General features: G+C 71.1%; 14 protein-coding genes. 8 read left to right on the top strand and 6 right to left on the bottom strand.

Annotation, left to right across the window (positions count from 1 at the left end; translation table 11 throughout):
- The first annotated feature begins 13 nt into the window (after positions 1 to 13).
- From QPK29_RS01430 to QPK29_RS01415, 4 genes are all read left to right on the top strand, one after another.
- Entirely contained in the window at positions 14 to 907 is an 894-nt protein-coding gene (locus QPK29_RS01430; RefSeq protein WP_056124841.1) for a 2-hydroxy-3-oxopropionate reductase, read from the top strand.
- A 26-nt stretch (positions 908 to 933) separates the two neighbouring features.
- Positions 934 to 2,199, top strand: coding sequence for a glycerate kinase type-2 family protein (locus QPK29_RS01425; protein ID WP_371769406.1), 1,266 nt, complete (start codon positions 934 to 936; stop codon positions 2,197 to 2,199).
- 70 nt (positions 2,200 to 2,269) lie between these two features.
- The gene (pyk, locus tag QPK29_RS01420) at positions 2,270 to 3,700 is read left to right on the top strand and encodes a pyruvate kinase (protein WP_371769405.1); all 1,431 of its coding nucleotides are present in this window, start codon (positions 2,270 to 2,272) and stop codon (positions 3,698 to 3,700) included.
- Between the two features lie 67 nt (positions 3,701 to 3,767).
- The gene (locus QPK29_RS01415) at positions 3,768 to 4,592 is read left to right on the top strand and encodes an isocitrate lyase/PEP mutase family protein (protein WP_371769404.1); all 825 of its coding nucleotides are present in this window, start codon (positions 3,768 to 3,770) and stop codon (positions 4,590 to 4,592) included.
- Positions 4,593 to 4,729: 137 nt separating this feature from the next.
- On the opposite strand, the gene QPK29_RS01410 is transcribed toward QPK29_RS01415, so the two are convergent.
- A complete protein-coding gene (locus QPK29_RS01410) occupies positions 4,730 to 5,359 on the bottom strand; it encodes a response regulator transcription factor (RefSeq protein ID WP_160407951.1) in 630 nt (209 codons plus the stop codon).
- Positions 5,356 to 6,645: a sensor histidine kinase gene (locus QPK29_RS01405; RefSeq protein WP_371769403.1), complete on the bottom strand. Its 1,290-nt coding sequence runs from the start codon at positions 6,643 to 6,645 to the stop codon at positions 5,356 to 5,358. Before QPK29_RS01405 ends, QPK29_RS01410 begins: the two co-directional genes overlap by 4 nt.
- 126 nt (positions 6,646 to 6,771) lie before the next feature.
- On the opposite strand from QPK29_RS01405, the gene QPK29_RS01400 reads away from it, so the two are divergent.
- On the top strand, positions 6,772 to 8,985 hold the full coding sequence (locus QPK29_RS01400) for a TonB-dependent receptor (RefSeq protein WP_371769402.1): 2,214 nt from the start codon (positions 6,772 to 6,774) through the stop codon (positions 8,983 to 8,985).
- Positions 8,986 to 9,000: 15 nt separating this feature from the next.
- Here QPK29_RS01400 and QPK29_RS01395 read toward each other — a convergent pair whose 3' ends face one another.
- Both QPK29_RS01395 and QPK29_RS01390 read right to left on the bottom strand, forming a co-directional pair.
- A complete protein-coding gene (locus QPK29_RS01395) occupies positions 9,001 to 9,912 on the bottom strand; it encodes a helix-turn-helix transcriptional regulator (protein ID WP_371769401.1) in 912 nt (303 codons plus the stop codon).
- Positions 9,909 to 11,381: an aminotransferase-like domain-containing protein gene (locus QPK29_RS01390; RefSeq protein ID WP_056124820.1), complete on the bottom strand. Its 1,473-nt coding sequence runs from the start codon at positions 11,379 to 11,381 to the stop codon at positions 9,909 to 9,911. The genes QPK29_RS01395 and QPK29_RS01390 overlap by 4 nt, the downstream gene beginning before the upstream one ends.
- Before the next feature lie 160 nt (positions 11,382 to 11,541).
- Between QPK29_RS01390 and QPK29_RS01385 the strand changes: the two genes are divergently transcribed.
- Together QPK29_RS01385 and QPK29_RS01380 are read left to right on the top strand one after the other, a co-directional pair.
- A complete protein-coding gene (locus tag QPK29_RS01385; protein ID WP_371769400.1) occupies positions 11,542 to 12,819 on the top strand; it encodes a diguanylate cyclase domain-containing protein in 1,278 nt (425 codons plus the stop codon).
- On the top strand, positions 12,816 to 13,568 hold the full coding sequence (locus QPK29_RS01380) for an EAL domain-containing protein (protein ID WP_160407962.1): 753 nt from the start codon (positions 12,816 to 12,818) through the stop codon (positions 13,566 to 13,568). Before QPK29_RS01385 ends, QPK29_RS01380 begins: the two co-directional genes overlap by 4 nt.
- Here the strand turns inward: QPK29_RS01380 and QPK29_RS01375 are convergent.
- Positions 13,493 to 14,767, bottom strand: coding sequence for a YbfB/YjiJ family MFS transporter (locus tag QPK29_RS01375; RefSeq protein WP_371769399.1), 1,275 nt, complete (start codon positions 14,765 to 14,767; stop codon positions 13,493 to 13,495). The two genes, QPK29_RS01380 and QPK29_RS01375, sit on opposite strands and share 76 nt — an antisense overlap.
- Before the next feature lie 79 nt (positions 14,768 to 14,846).
- Between QPK29_RS01375 and QPK29_RS01370 the strand changes: the two genes are divergently transcribed.
- Positions 14,847 to 15,434, top strand: coding sequence for a TetR/AcrR family transcriptional regulator (locus QPK29_RS01370; protein ID WP_056124812.1), 588 nt, complete (start codon positions 14,847 to 14,849; stop codon positions 15,432 to 15,434).
- Here the strand turns inward: QPK29_RS01370 and QPK29_RS01365 are convergent, their stop codons facing one another.
- Complete coding sequence (locus QPK29_RS01365; RefSeq protein ID WP_056124809.1) at positions 15,435 to 16,022, bottom strand: DUF1349 domain-containing protein; 588 nt, start codon at positions 16,020 to 16,022, stop codon at positions 15,435 to 15,437.
- Between the last annotated feature and the right edge of the window lie 17 nt (positions 16,023 to 16,039).

Below are 16,039 nucleotides of genomic sequence, written 5' to 3'. Positions count from 1 at the left end.
AAGGAGACACATCATGGCAAACATCGGATTCATCGGCCTGGGCATCATGGGTGCCCCGATGGCGGGACACCTCATCAACGACGGCCACACGCTGTTCACCAACACCGTCGGCCCGACCCCGTCGGCCCTCGTCGAAGCGGGTGCCCGCGTGTGCCTGAACGGCGCCGAAGTGGCCGCGCAGGCGGACATCATCTTCATCATGGTCCCGGATACCCCGCAGGTGGACGAGGTCCTGTTCGGCAAGGACGGCGTGGCATCGGCCCTGTCGGCCGGCAAGATCGTCGTCGACATGAGCTCGATCTCCCCGGTCGCCACGAAGGATTTCGCCAAGCGCATCAACGCGCTGGGCTGCGAATACCTGGATGCGCCGGTGTCGGGCGGCGAAGTGGGCGCCAAGGCCGCGAGCCTGACCATCATGGTCGGCGGCAGCGAGGCGGCGTTCGCGAAAGTGAAGCCGCTGTTCGACAAGATGGGCAAGAACATCACGCTCGTCGGCGGCAACGGCGACGGCCAGATCACCAAGGTCGCGAACCAGATCATCGTCGCGCTGACGATCGAAGCGGTCGGCGAGGCGCTGCTGCTGGCCGCCAAGGCCGGCGCCGATCCGGCCCGCGTCCGCGAGGCGCTGATGGGCGGTTTCGCGAACTCGCGCATCCTCGAGGTGCATGGGGAACGGATGGTCAAGCGCACGTTCGCGCCGGGCTTCCGCATCGACCTGCACCGCAAGGACCTGAACCTGGCGCTGACCACCGGCCGCCAGCTGGGCGTGGCGCTGCCGAACACCGCCACCGCGCAGGAACTGTTCAACACCTGCGCGGCGCACGAAGGCGGCAGCTGGGACCACTCCGCGATGGTGCGCGCGCTGGAGATCATGTCGAACTTCGAGATCGGCCAGAAGCAGCAGTAATGACGGCGACCGGACAGGAGACTACGATGACTACGATGACCCCACGCGAACTGCTCGCCAGCATGTTCACCGCCGCCGTCGACGCGGCCCAGCCTGCGCTGTGCATCCCGCGCAACCTGCCGGCGCCGCCGAAGGGCCGCACGGTGGTGATCGGCGCCGGCAAGGCGTCCGCCGCGATGGCGCAGGCGCTGGAGCGCAGCTGGCCCGGTCCGCTGTCGGGCCTCGTCGTCACGCGCTACGGCTATGCCGTGCCGTGCGAACGCATCGAGATCGTCGAAGCCGCCCATCCGGTCCCCGACGCCGCCGGCCGCGAAGCCGCCCAGCGCATGCTGCGCACGGTGCGCGGCCTGTCGGCGGACGACCTCGTGATCTGCCTGATCTCCGGCGGCGGTTCCGCGCTGCTGCCGCTGCCGGGCGAGGGCGTCACGCTGGAAGACAAGCAGGCGATCAACCGCGCGCTGCTCGCTTCCGGCGCCAGCATCACCGAAATGAACTGCGTGCGCCGCCACCTGTCCGCCATCAAGGGCGGCCGGCTGGCCGCGGCCTGCCACCCGGCGCGCGTGGTCAACCTCCTGATTTCCGACGTCCCGGGCGACAACCCGATGGACATCGCCTCCGGTCCCACCGTGGCCGACCCGACGACCTGCGCGGATGCGCTGGAAGTCGTGCGCCGCTACGGCATCGACCTGCCGGCGGGCGCGCGCCGCCTGCTGGAATCCGGCATGGGTGAGACCGTCAAGCCGGGCAACCGCCGCCTGGACCACGTCGACACGCACATCGTCGCGTCGCCGCAGATGGCGCTGGAAGCCGCGGCCGACGTCGCCCGCAAGGCCGGCGTGACGCCGCTGATTCTCGGCGACAGCATCGAGGGCGAGGCGCGCGACGTGGCCAAGGTCATGGCCGGCATCGCCCTGCAGGCGCGCCGCCACGGCCAGCCGGTCGCGGGACCGTGCGTGCTGCTGTCCGGCGGCGAGACGACCGTCACCATCCGCGGCAACGGCCGCGGCGGCCGCAACGTCGAATTCCTGCTGGCGCTCGCCGTCGCGCTGGACGGTGCGCCGGATATCCACGCGCTGGCCGGGGACACCGACGGCGTCGACGGCGCCGAGGAAATCGCCGGCGCGTTCGTCACGCCGGACACCCTGGCGCGCGGCTGGGAACGCGGCCTGCCGCCGCGCGCGAGCCTCGAGAACAACGATGCGCACACGTTCTTCCGTGCGCTGGGCGATTCCCTCATCACGGGGCCCACCTTGACCAACGTGAACGATTTCCGCGCAATCTACGTCGCCTGAAAAAGAAACGTCTTCCCTTTAACGGGTGCGCCGCGGCGGCGGCGTACCCGTTTTTTTTAAGGATTAACCCATGCTACGCCAACGCCGCGCCCGCATCCTCGCCACTCTCGGCCCCTCCAGTTCCACCCCCGACCAGATCTACGCGCTCGCACTCGCCGGCGCCGACGTCTTCCGTTTGAACTTCAGCCACGGCAGCCACGACGACCACGCCGCGCGCTACAACATCATCCGCAGCGTCGAGCGCGACATCGGCCGGCCCATCGGCGTGCTGATGGACTTGCAGGGACCGAAGCTGCGCGTGGGCCGCATGACGGGCGGCAAAGCCGTCCTCGAAACCGGCAGCCGCTTCCGCCTCGACCTCGACACGGCGGAAGGCGATGCGACCCGCGCCGGCATGCCGCATCCGGAGATCTTCGCCGCGCTGCGCCCCGGCACCGACCTGCTGCTGGACGACGGCAAGCTGCGCCTGCGCGTGGACGCCTGCGGCGCCGACTTCGCCGAGACGACCGTGATGGTGGGCGGCGCGCTGTCCGACCGCAAGGGCGTCAACGTGCCCGGCGTCGTGCTGCCGATCTCGCCGCTGACTCCCAAGGACCGCGCCGACCTGGCGTTCGGCCTGGAGCTGGGCGTGGACTGGGTCGCGCTGTCGTTCGTGCAGCGCCCCGAGGACATCGTCGAGGCGAGGAGCCTGATCGGCGACCGGGCGTGGATCATGGCCAAGCTGGAAAAGCCGGCCGCGATCGATGCGCTGGACGGCATCGTGGCGCTGGCCGACGGCATCATGGTGGCGCGCGGCGACCTGGGCGTGGAGCTCCCGCCCCAACAGGTGCCCGTGCTGCAGCGCCGGATCGTGCATGCCGCGCGCGCGGCCGGCCGCCCCGTCGTCGTCGCCACGCAGATGCTGGAATCGATGACGACGGCGCCGGTGCCGACGCGCGCCGAGGTGTCGGACGTCGCCACCGCCATCTACGAAGGCGCGGATGCCGTGATGCTGTCGGCCGAATCGGCGTCCGGCCAGTACCCGGTGCAGTCGGTGGCCGTGATGGACAACGTGATCCGCGAAGTGGAGCAGGACCCGCGCTGGCGCGAAGGCCTGGATGCGAGCCACAAGCCGGCCGACAAGACGACCGCGGACGCCATCTGCTGCGCGCTGCGCCGCGTGACGAATTTGCTGGCGCCCGCCGCCACCGTCACGTACACCGCGAGCGGCGCGACGTGCCTGCGCGCGAGCCGGGAGCGTCCCACCGCGCCGATTCTCGCCTTGACGCCGAAGATGGCCATCGCGCGCCGCCTCGCGCTCGTGTGGGGCGTGCATCCGGTACCGTTCGAGGAAGCGGAAGGCTTCGACCGCATGGTGGCGGACGGCGTCGCGGCCGCGCGTTTCCATGGCCTGGCCGATGCGGGCGACGACGTCGTCGTGGTGGCGGGCTTCCCGTCCGGGCGTCGGGGCCGCACGAACCTGCTGCACGTCGTGCGTGTGGGCGAGGAACCGGGCGTGTGACTATGTGCGCATCTTCTGCCGTGCGGCTCTGGTAACGTAGGGTTTCCACCACCGACAGGAGAAACGCATGAAGACCCAGCTGGAGAAAGCGCAGGCATTCGTCGACCTGCACCGCCGCGGCAACTGCTTCGTCATCCCGAACCCGTGGGATGCGGGATCGGCGAAGCTGCTGGAGCACCTGGGCTACCAGGCGCTGGCGGGAACCAGCGCCGGCTTCGCGTTCTCGAAGGCGAGGACGGATCCGACGATCACCATCGCGGAAATGCTGCCGCACCTGGCCGAACTGGCCGCCGCGACCGACCTGCCGCTGTCCGCCGACCTGCAATCCGGCTTCGGCGCCGCCCCGGAAGACGCGGCCCGCACGATCGTCGAGGCGGCGGCGACGGGCATCGTCGGCGGTTCCGTCGAGGACGCGACCGACGACCCGGACGCGCCGTTGTTCGACATCGGCCTCGCCACCGACCGCATCCGCGCGGCCGTGGAGGCGGCGCGTGGACTCCCCTTCAAATTCATGCTGACGGCGCGCGCGGAAAACTTCCGCGTCGGCCGGCCGGACCTGGCCGACACCATCCGCCGCCTCCAGGCTTACCAGGAAGCGGGTGCCGACGTGCTGTTCGCGCCGGGTATCGCGAAACGGGAAGACATCGCGGCCGTCGTGCGCGCGGTCGACCGGCCCGTGAACTTCATGGCCGGTGCGCCGGGCCTGGGCCTGACCGTGGCGGCGCTGGCGGCGCTGGGCGTCACGCGCGTGAGCCTGGGCGCGTCGCTTGCGCGCTCCGCGTACGGCGCGCTCGTGCGCGACGCGAAAGAAGTGATGGAGCAGGGGACCTTCGGGTATGCGGACGATGCGCTGCCGGCGGCTGAGCTGAACCGCGTGTTTACAGCACCGTGATCCGTCGTTCCCGCGGAACCGGGAACCCATGCTGAAATACAGAATTCGGTACGCCGGAACCATCGCGGTGCGTTCGCCAGGGCGACATCGGTGGCTCGGCATGGATTCCCGCCTGCGCGGGAAGGACGTCGGAACCATCACGCCGGCACCGCTCCCCCGAACTCCACGATCCCCAACCGCGCCGCCAGGTGCATCAACCGGAAATCGTTGTCCGCCCCCAGCTTCTGGCGCACGGACGTGAGGGTGTTCAACACCGTCTTCGGGCTGACCGTGAGCTGGGCCGCGATGGCCTGCACGGATTCGCCGTGCACGAGCAGGCGCAGCATGTCGAATTCGCGCGGCGTCAGGCCGTCCAGGGGCGCCGGCGCCACCGCGGCCGCCACGTCGGACGACAGCACGCGCGTCCCGTTCATCACGGCGCGGATGCCCGTGATGAGTTCTTCCGGCTCGCTGCGCTTGGTGAGGTAGCCGTGCGCGCCCGCCTTCAGCGCCTGGGCGACATGGCCGGCGCTGTCGTGCATCGACAGCACCAGCACCCGCAGGCCGGGCTGGCGGGCGCGCATGCCGGCGATGGCTTCCAGGCCGCTGCTGCCTTTCAGGCTCAGGTCGACGATAGCGACGTCCGGCCGGACCTGCTGGACGAGCGCGTTCGCTTCCGGCGCGCTCGCTGCTTCGCCGACGACGTCGAAATCGGGTTCGGCGCACAGGAGGCGGCGGTAGCCGCTGCGGACGACGGCGTGGTCGTCGACGAGGACGATGCGGATCATGCCGGCACCTCCACCGGTTGCGTGGCCGGCAGCGGCAGCGTCGCCAGCAGGCGCAGGCCGCCCGCCGGGCCGGCCACGAGGCGCAGCTGGCCGCCCGCCATGGCGATACGTTCCGTGATGCCGAGCAGGCCGCCGTGCCACGTCGCGCCCTCCGCGGGCAGGCCGCGGCCGTCGTCGCGCACTTCCAGCACGAGGCCGCCGGCGCGCACCGCGAGCCGCACGACGCACAGCGACGCGCCGCTGTGGCGGACCACGTTCGTCACGGCTTCCTGTACGACGCGGTAGACCGTCAGCGACAACAGCTCGCCCACGTCCGGCAGCTGGGTGGGCAGGTCGAGCTCGAAATCGATGTCCGTGTGGCGCGCGCGCCAGCCCAGGACCAGTTCGCGCAGGGTCTGCGCCAGGCCGGCCGCGTGCAGGCCGTGCGGGCGCAACGTCTTGAGCATCGCGCGCAACTGCTCGCCGCACGTGCGGATCTCGCGCCGCAGGTCCGTCGCGCATTCGGCCACCGCGTCGCGCGTCAGCATGTTCGCATGGCGCGCGAGATGGGTCGCGGTGACGTTCAGCGCCGTCAGCGTCTGGCCCATCTCGTCGTGCAGCTCGCGTGCCAGCACGCGCCGTTCGTCTTCCTGCACCGTGATCAGCTGGCGCGCCAGCGCGTGCTGCGCGCCGCGCGCGTCCGCCAGCGTGCGCGCGAGATGGGTGATGGCGTCGGCCACGCGGCGGAATTCGCGCAGCGCGAACGCGGGCAGGGCGGGATCGGGTTCGCCGCGCGCCAGGCGGTGCAGGCCCGCCTCCAGCGCGCGCACGGGCGACAGTGCGCGGTCGGCGCACCACCACGTGACGGCCAGGGTTGTACCGGAAAAGAACAACAGGGTGATCCAGATTTGCACAGTGTCGTGCAGGCGCTCGCCGATTTCCGACTCGGGATTCGGCGCGATGTAGAGCAGTTGCCCGCCGATGCGGATCGCCCGCTCGCCGTGGTCCGGCGGGGCGAACCCCAGCCAGGCCGGAAGCGGGTGCGCGGCGCGCTGCGGCGGCGGTTCGTCCGCCGTGCGGATGCTCAGGTGGCGCAGGCCGGCGCCGGCGAACAGCGCGCGTACGGCGCCCGCGTCGCCGGCGGGGGCGCTGCCGGCCGCCGCGAGCACGTTCACGAGGCGCGTGGACGCGTCCACCTCGGCACGGATGTCGCTCCGGAGCGAATACAGTTGTATCAGCGTGGTCATGGCCAGCAGGCTGCCCAACAGCAGGCAGAGCGAGCCGAGAAGGCGGCGGCGCAGGTCCATGTTCCCCTCGTGTGTGTTGTTTGCCCTGGTGTACGCAACTTCCATACCAGTCGGGAATTTTTCCCTGTCGCCGCCGCGGCGGCGCTGGAATAGTTCGTGCAAAAGAAAGCACAAGGAGACATCGATATGACCCGCACCGCACTCGCCGCCGCCGTCGCGGCACTCTGTCACGGCATCGCCGCGGCCGAGCCGGCGCCCGCCATCGTGGAAATCGTCGGCACGACGCCGCTGCAGGGCCTGGGCGTCGCGCGCGAGCGGATCCCCGCGAACGTCCAGGCGCTGGATGGCGACGACATGAACGACCCGTCCGCCGCGACCTTGCCGGCCGCCCTGAACCGCCGCCTGGGCAGCGTGTTCGTCAACGAGATCCAGGGCAATCCATTCCAGCCGGACGTCAGCTACCGCGGCTTCACGGCGTCGCCGTTGCTGGGCACGCCGCAGGGATTGTCCGTCTACGTGGACGGCGTGCGCATGAACCAGCCGTTCGGCGACGTCGTCAGCTGGGACCTGATTCCGCGCGCGGCCATCTCCACGCTGAGCCTCATGCCGGGCTCGAATCCGCTGTTCGGCCTGAACACGCTGGGCGGCGCGCTGGCCGTCCGCACGAAGGATGGCCTGCACGATGCGGGCAGCGCCGTGCAGGCGCAGGCCGGCAGCTACGGCCGCGGCGAGATCGTGTTCGAGCACGGCGGCCACGACGACCGCGGCCTGCACTGGTACGTCACCGGCACGGCGTTCCGCGACGGCGGCTGGCGCGACGACTCGCCCACGCGCCTCGGCCAGATGTTCGGCAAGGCGGGCTGGCACGACGGCGTTACGGACGTGGCGGCGAGCATCGCGCTGTCCGGCAGCCGCCTGGCCGGCAACGGGCTGCAGGAGCAGCGGCTGCTCGACCGGGACTACGCGAGCGTCTACACGAAGCCGGACGTGACGCGCAACCGCGCCGTGCTGCTCAACGTGACGGGCAGCCGCAAGGTGGCGGACGACGTGCGGTTGTCCGGGAACGCGTATTACCGCCACATCCGCACGACCACGTTCAATGGCGACTTGAACGACGACGACGACGGGCTGTTCGACGCCATCGTCAACCGCACCGCGAGCACGCAGTCGAACCATGGGCTGAGCGGACAGGCCGAGTTCTCCGGCCGGCTGACGGTCGGCGCGGCGTACGACGCGAGCCGCGCGGACTTCCGCCAGGATGCGCAATATGGCGACTTGCATGCGGACCGCAGCGTCACGCCGGTGAATACGTTCGACGACGACATGGCCATCGATCTCGTCGGCCGCACGCGCACGTGGAGCGTCTTCGCGACGGATACCATCGACCTGCGCGACGACCTGCACGTGACGCTGTCCGGGCGCTACAACCGGACGGCGGTGCATAACCGCGACCGGATTCATCCGGGCGGCGGCAGCGGCTCGCTCGACGGCGACCACCATTTCGGCCGCTTCAATCCGGCGCTCGGCATCACCTGGGCGCCGTCGCGCACATTCAATGTCTATGCCGGCTACGACGAAGGCAGCCGCACGCCGACGGCGGTGGAACTGGGCTGCGCCGATCCGGCGAATCCCTGCAAGCTGCCGAACGCGATGGCGGGCGATCCGCCGCTGAAGCAGGTCGTCACGCGCACGTGGGAAGCGGGCGTGCGCGGCACCATCGGCCGGATGCACTGGAACGCCAGCGTGTTCCGCGCGACGAACGACGACGACATCCTGTTCGTCGCGGACGACGCGGCGGGCTTCGGCTACTTCCGCAATTTCGGCCGCACCCGGCGCCAGGGCGTCGAGCTGGGCGTCGACGGCCGCGCCGGACCGGTGACCGTCTCCGCGTATTACACGTACCTGCATGCGACGTTCGCAAGCGGCGAGACCGTGGGCGGCGCGGGCAACAGCAGCGCGGATGCCGACGGCAATATCGCGATCCGTCCCGGCGACCGCATCCCCCTGATGCCGCGCCACGTGTTCAAGGCGCGCGCGGAATGGCAGGTCACGCCCGCGTGGTCGGCGGAACTGGGCGTGCTGGCGGTCTCCGGCTCGACGGCGCGCGGCAACGAGAACGGCTTGCACCGCCCGGACGGCACGGACTGGCTGGGCCGCGGCGCCACGACTGGCCATGCCGTGTTCGACTTCGGCACGGCGTTCCAGGCGACGCCGCGCCTGCGCGTGTTCGCCCAGGTGGACAACCTGTTCGACCGGCGCTATGCGACGGCGGCGCAGCTCGGGACGACCGGGTTCGATGCGGACGGCGGCTTCGTCAAGGAGGACCGCGTACACTCGACGTTCTACGCGCCCGGCGCGCCGCGCACGGTACGCGTCGGCGTGCGTTACACATTCAACTGAGCGTCGGCCGACGGGTCACACCCACAGCCGGTACATCCAGAACGATTCGTCCTCGGCGAAGCGGCGCGCGAACTCCGTCGGGGTGAAGCCGGTGATGCGGCGCACGGCGCGCGTCATGTGGGCCTGGTCGGCAAAGCCTTCGTCCAGCGCCATGGTGGCCCAGTCGAACGGCTGGCCGGCGTCGTGGCGGTCGCGCGCCGCGAAGAACAGGCCTTCCGTGCGCACGATGGACTGCCATTCGCGCAGCGAGCGGCCGCTGAACGACTTGATGCGGCGCTCCACGTGGCGCGGACTGTGCTCGCGCCGCCATTCGTGCGCCTGCCACGCGAGGCGCTCGACCCAGTTGCGGCCGAGCTGGCGCAGCGACGGCTGGTCCGTGGCGCGGCCGGACAGCGCCTGCCAGCGCCGCGCGAGATGGTGTTCGAACACGCCGACCATGTCTTCGTCGCGGCTCGCCAGCAACGCGTCCCACAGCCGCGTCCACTCGCGGCCCATGACGTCGGCGGCGGGCACGAAGCGGTCCTGCACGCGCGCGAGGTCCAGGCCGAACAGCGCCTGCGCGGCATCCGCCTGGAACAGGGCCATGCAGCCGCGGCCCGTCGTCGGCGCCCACGAGCTGGTGGGATGCGCCTGGGTGCCGGCGACCACGCACGCCGTGCCGAACGGCCGCCACACCGGCACGCCGCCCTCCGTGCAGACCTGGCCCGCGTCGATGTCGCGGTACCACGACAGCGACACGAGCTGCGACGACGGGAAGTGCGACAGTCGCTGGGCGTCGTCCAGGGTCACGTTGCGGACGTCGCGCCCGACGACGGCGACGAGCGCGCCCTGCAGCGACGCCGGCGGCAGACGGAGCCAGTCGGTCGGCGGGCCGTCGGGCGCGGCCCGCGGCGCGCGCGTCAGCGGATCGGGGCAGGCCGCCGTCATGCGCCCAGCGCCGACAGGCCCGGCTCCTCGATCGCGGGCGCCGGCCGCGGACTATCCAGTTGCGCCGCGGCGAGCGCGCCAAGCGTGGCGATCGCCCCTTCGATCTTCGCATCCCAGTGGTGGCCGAAGTTGAGGCGGATGCAATTGCGGAACTCGCCCCGCGCGGAAAACATCGGACCGGGCGCCACGCCGATGTTGCGCAGGCAGGCTTCGCGCTGCAGCGACAGCGCGTCGACGCCGGCCGGGAATTCCACCCACAGGAAGTAGCCGCCTTCCGGCCGGCTGGCCCTGGTCCCGGCCGGGAAATGGCGCAGCACGGCGGCGGACATCGCCGTCTGCTGCAGCGCCAGCGTGTGGCGCAGCTGGCGCAGGTGGCGGTCGTAGCCGCCGCGCGCCAGGTAGTCGGACAGGCCTTCCTGCACGGGCGCCGCGACGGCCAGCGTGCGCGTGAGCTTCAGGCGCGCCACCTGTTCGCGGAACCGGCCCGGCAGCGCCCAGCCCAGGCGGTAGCCGGGCGCGAGGCATTTCGAGAACGACGAGCAGTGCAGCACGAGCCCTTCCTGGTCGAACGCCTTGGCGGGGAGCGGGCGGCGCGGCCCGTAATACAACTCGCCGTACACGTCGTCCTCGATCAGCGGCACGCCGTGCGCGGCCAGCAGGTCGACGAGGGCGCGCTTGTTCGCGTCGGGCATCAGGCTGCCGAGCGGATTCTGGAAGTTCGTCATGAGCCAGCACGCGGCCGGCTTGTCGGCGGCGAGGGCCTGGGCGAGACGGTCCAGGCAGATGCCGTCGCGCGGGCAGGACGGCACCTCGATCGCCCGCAATCCCAGGTTTTCCAGCGCCTGCAGCGCGCCGTAGAACGTCGGCGATTCGACGATCACGGCGTCGCCCGGCTGCGTCACCGCCTGCAGGCACAGGTTGAGCGCTTCCAGCGCGCCGTTCGTGATGACGACGTCGTCCGGCTGGACGAGCGCGCCGTCGGCCAGGTAGCGCGTCGCGATCTGGCGGCGCAGCGTGGCGCTGCCGGGCGTGATGGCGTCCACCGTGGACCACGGGTCCATCGTTTCCGCGCCCCGCGCCAGCGAGCGGGCCAGGCGCGGCAGCGGGAACAGCAGCGGGCTGGGAAAGGCCGAGGCCAGCGGCACGACGTCGCGCGACCTGGCCGATTCCAGGATCGAAAATACGAGGTCATTGACGCGCACCGGGTGGGCGCCGGTGCTGCAATTGCTGTGGATGACCGGCTCGGGCGGCAGCCTCGTGTTACCCGCGGTGACGTAATAGCCCGACCGCTCGCGCGCCCGGATCAGGCCCCGCGCCTCCAGCAAATAATAGGCTTCGAACACGGTCGACACCGACACGCCCCGGCTCGTACTGATCTGGCGCACCGACGGCAGGCGGTCGCCGACGTCCAGCATGCCGCTCCTGATCGACGTGGCGATTTCTTCCGCCAGGAGCTCGTAACGCTTCATTGGATCCCTTCGGTCTGCATCTGATATGGAAAAACGCGCTGCAACTGAATCTGTTTTATGTCGGCAAAGTGCCCAATAATCGTCACCATGGCCTTTTTTGATTCAGCTCAATGAACATACCATGTCGACATCATCCGTAGCAATTTTTTCAAGCACAGCCATGGCACCCGATGGGGCGGAGCGGCTTGCCCGACTGGAAGACGAGCTCGCGCTCGCCCGCGCCGCCCTGGACGGCAGCGCCGAGGGCGTGGTGGTGGTCGACACCCGGACGTGGCGGGTCCGCCAGATCAACGCGCCCGCGCTCGTGCTGCTGGAGCTCGACGGCGCCGCGCTGCCCGGCATCGGCTTCGACGCCATCTGCCGGCGCCTGCGCACGGAGGACGGCAGCACGCCGACACCCGCCGCGCTGCTGCTGGCGCCGCCGGAGGACGGCGCGTATCGCTTCATACGGGCCGATGGCGGCGCGGTGCCGGTCGCGCTGCGCGCCACCCGCGCGCGCGTGGCCGGGCGCGACCTGCTCGTCGTGGCGCTGCGCGACGCGAGCGCGCGGGTGCGCACGGCCAGCGAGCTGGGGGCCGCGAGCACCCGCTGCGGCATCACGTTCAGCCAGGCCGCCATCGGCCTCGCCCACGTCACGCTGGACGGCCGCTGGAGCCGCGTGAACGCGCGGCTCGCCGCCATCGTCGGCTATCCGGAAGCCGAACTCCTCGCGCTGACGGTGCGGCAGACCACCCACCCCGACGACACCGACAACGACGCGCTCGCGTACCGGCGCCTGCTCGATGGCGACATCCCGTACACGACGCGCGAAAAGCGCTACGTCAGGAAGGACGGGACGCCGGTCTGGGTGAGCGTCAACAGCTCGCTCGCGCGTGCTGCCGACGGCACGCCCCAGTACTTTATCGCGATGGTGGAAGACATCACGGAGCGGAAGCGGTCGGAGCGCCGCATCCGCCACCTCGCCACGCACGACGCCATGACGGGCCTGCCCAACCGCGCCGGCCTGCAGCAACACCTGGACGGCGCCCTGCGCGCCGCGCGCGCCGCCGGCCTGCGCGTGGGCGTCGCGTTCGTCGACATGGACAAGCTCAAACAGATCAACGACGCGCAAGGCCACGAGGCGGGCGACCAGGCCCTCGTCGACCTGGCGCGCCAGCTCAGGGGCCAGGTGCGGGGCGAGGACATGGTCGCACGCATCGGCGGCGACGAATTCGTCATCGTGCTGTCCGACGTCGCCGCGCGCGCCGACATCGCCGCGATCCTCGACCGCGTCGTGCGCGCGCCGGCCGCCGCCGCGTGCAGCATCGGCGTCAGCGTCTTCCCGGACGACGGCATGGACGCGCGCACGCTGCTCCGCCACGCCGACACCGCGATGTACCGCGCCAAGCAGGCCGGCGGGGCCGGCTACGCATTCTTTCACTCCACGGGCACGCCATGACCAACGACTCCCTTGACGACATCCTGCGCGGAGGACGGCTTGCGGCCGTGTTCCAGCCGATCGCCGCCAGCCGCGATCTCGACATCGTCGGGTACGAAGGCCTGATCCGCGGCCCGGCCGGATCGCCGCTGGAGATGCCGGCGGCGCTGTTCGCCGCGGCGCGCGCCGCCGGCCGCCAGGCGGAGCTGGAACGGGCCTGTTTGCGCACGGTCTGGTCGCGCTTCGCCGCGCTGGCGTTGCCCGGCCGGCTGTTCGCGAACACCAGCGCGGCGACGCTGCTGGCGCCGCGCGCGCTCATCGGCGAGCTGGCCGGCCTCGGCATCGACGGCAGCCGGGTCGCCATCGAGCTCACCGAGGAACAGGCCGTGGGCGACTTTGCGCGCCTGCGCCGGGTCGCGCGCCGGCTCGGCCGGCACGGCTTCACGCTCGCCATCGACGACCTGGGCGCCGGTTTCGCGTCGCTGCGCCTGTGGCTCGAATTGCGGCCGGCCTGGGTCAAGATCGACATGGTGTTCGTGCGCGGCATCGACCGCGACCCCGTGCGGCAGGCGTTCCTGGCCGCGATCCGGGACATCGCACGGGCCTGCGGCACGCAGGTGATCGCGGAGGGCATCGAGACGGCAGCCGAACTCGCGAAGGTGCGCGAGCTCGGCATCGACCACGTGCAGGGCTATTACCTGGCGCGGCCGGCCTGCGTGCCGCCGCGGTCGTTGCGGGCCGGCGCGGATGTGGACAGGCGCGCGGCCTGATCCGCCGCGCCGGCGAGCGGCGCCCACGCCGCGCGCGCCAGCAGCAGGTCCGACACCAGCGCGACGGCGAGGGCCGCGGCGCCGATCTCCATCAGCACCCGGTGGTCGCCGCCGGTCGCCGCGAAGATCCAGGAATACGCGTAGCCCGCGAGCGCCTGGAACAGGGCGAAGATCGTCGTCGCGCGGCTCCAGGCGGCACCCTGCGCGGGCACGTCCTGCGGCAAGGTATGGCGGATGCGGCCGAGGGTCAGCGGGACGATGCCGGGCGGGTAGGTGCCGATGACGAACGTGGCCGCCAGCAGGCCGGCGAGGCCGTGCGCGAGGACCAGCACGCCCGCGGCGAGGATCTGCAGGACCAGCGCGATGCGCGTCGCGGTGCCGATGCCGAAGCGGTCGCCCAGCACGCCGTACAGCATCGGCCCGGCCGTCGCGCCGAGGCCGTAGACGACCCAGAACAGCGCCGCCGTATGGCTGCCCAGATGCAGGCCGCGGGCGATGTAATCGACGAGGAACACCATCATGGGCACGAGGCCCACGGCCTTCAGCGCGTACTGCGCATAGATCAGTTTCAGCGCGAAGCCGGCGTGCGCGGGCGCGCGGCCGGCGCTGGCCGCGGGCGCGGCCGCCGCCGCTTGCGGCCACCAGCGCCAGCTGATGAGGGTGAGCAGCAGCGACAGCGCGCCCAGCCCGGCCCAGGTGGCGGCGAGGCCTTCGTTCAGCAGCAGCGGCACGACGGTACCCGAGGCCGCGATGCCGAGCCCGAGCCCCAGGAAGATCGCGCCGCTGGCCACGCCGCGCCGCTCCGGCGGCACCTGCGGCAGGATGCTCAGCGCGGCCAATACCATGATGATGCCGCCGGACAGGCCCGACAGGAAGCGCCACCCGAAGAACCAGGCGACGGACAGGGGCAGGGCGCAGGCGAAGAACGCGAGCGAGGCGAGGGCCATCATCAGTTGCAGGGTGCGCCGGCTGCCCAGGCGCGCGGCGAGCGGCCGGCCCGCGAGCGCGCCCGCCAGGTAGCCGACGAGGTTGGCCGCGCCGAGGAACACGACGTCCTGCGCGGCGAACCAGTGCGCTTCGATCAGCGGCGGAATCAAAGGCGTGTAGGCGAAGCGTGCGAGGCCGATGCCGACCAGGCTGGCGCACAGGCCGGCGAGAATGGCGCGCGTGGCGGCGGCGCGGTCGAGGGTGGTGTCCATGCTGGATCCTTGTTGTGGGTTCATGTTTGACAGGTTAGTCAAACTTGACAGGGCTGTCAAGGATGCCGATAATCGAGGCATGGCAGGCACAAAACAATTCGATGAAGACGAGGTGCTCGACCGCGCGCTGCTGCTGTTCTGGCGGCGCGGGTTCGGTGCCACGTCCATGCAGGACGTCGCCCAGGCGACCGGTGTCCTGCGCGGTTCGCTGTACCACGCTTACGGCGACAAGCAGGCGCTGTTCCTGCGCGTGTTCGGGCGTTACCGCACGCGCTACCTGGACAGCCTGCGCGAAGCGCTGGCCGCGCCCACGGCCGAGGAAGCGCTGCGGCGCTACCTGCGCCTGGCGATCGACATGGTGACGGCCGTCGACGACGACGAGGTGACGCGCGGCTGCCTGACGACCAAGACCGCGACGGACGAGACGGCGATGGACGATGCGATCCGGGCCGCGCTGCGCGGCCTGCTGGACGATGTGCAGCAGGCATTGGCGGAGCGCCTGGGGCAGCCCGATGCCGCCGGCCGGCTCGCATTGCCGCCCGCCGCGGCCGCGCGCCTCGTCACGACGACGACGCGGGGCATGGTGGTGCTGGAGCGCGTGTACCGCGACGTCGCCCAGCTCGAGGCCGTGGCGGACGATCTGCTGCGCCTGATGTTTCCGGGCTAGTCAGCTCAGGTCGTGCAGGTCCTTGCCGAGTGCGGGGCCCAGCGTGAAGTCGCTGAACGCGACGGCGAGCCCCGCGCGCTGCGGCGTGCAGCACATCGGTCCCACCAGATAGCGCGGCGCGGCCGGGAAGGGCGCCAGGCGCAGCATCGGCCACGTCGTGCCGTCCGCCGAGTACTGCACGCGGATGACGCCGGCGCCGACGGTCACGCGCAGCCAGAAGCCGTCGGGCAGCGCCGGCGCCGGCGCGACGGCCCAGTCGGACGTCCCGTTCGTCAGCACGGTGCTGAGCAGCGCCTGGCCGTCCGAGAACTCGACACCTACCTTGATCCAGCGCTGCTCGTCGATGCGGACCATGAGGCCGGCCTGGTCGTACAGTTCGGCGAACGCCGCGCGTACGTGCACCTGGGCCGTGAATCCGTCGGCGGCGGGCGCGCCGAAGAAGTGGCCGTTGTCGCGGATGAAGCCATAGCCCGTGATGCGCCAGAAATCCGTGCGGTCGCCGGTGACGACATGCAGCGTGCCGTCTTCGATCCGGTGCGCCGGCGGTTCGTTGTGCCAGGCGCAGTGGGCGAATGGTGCGGTATCCATGTGAGTGCTCCTTTGAT

The organism is Massilia orientalis (genome assembly GCF_030411975.2).
Lineage (GTDB): Bacteria > Pseudomonadota > Gammaproteobacteria > Burkholderiales > Burkholderiaceae_D > Telluria > Telluria orientalis.
This window is presented reverse-complemented; position numbering and strand designations above follow the sequence as displayed.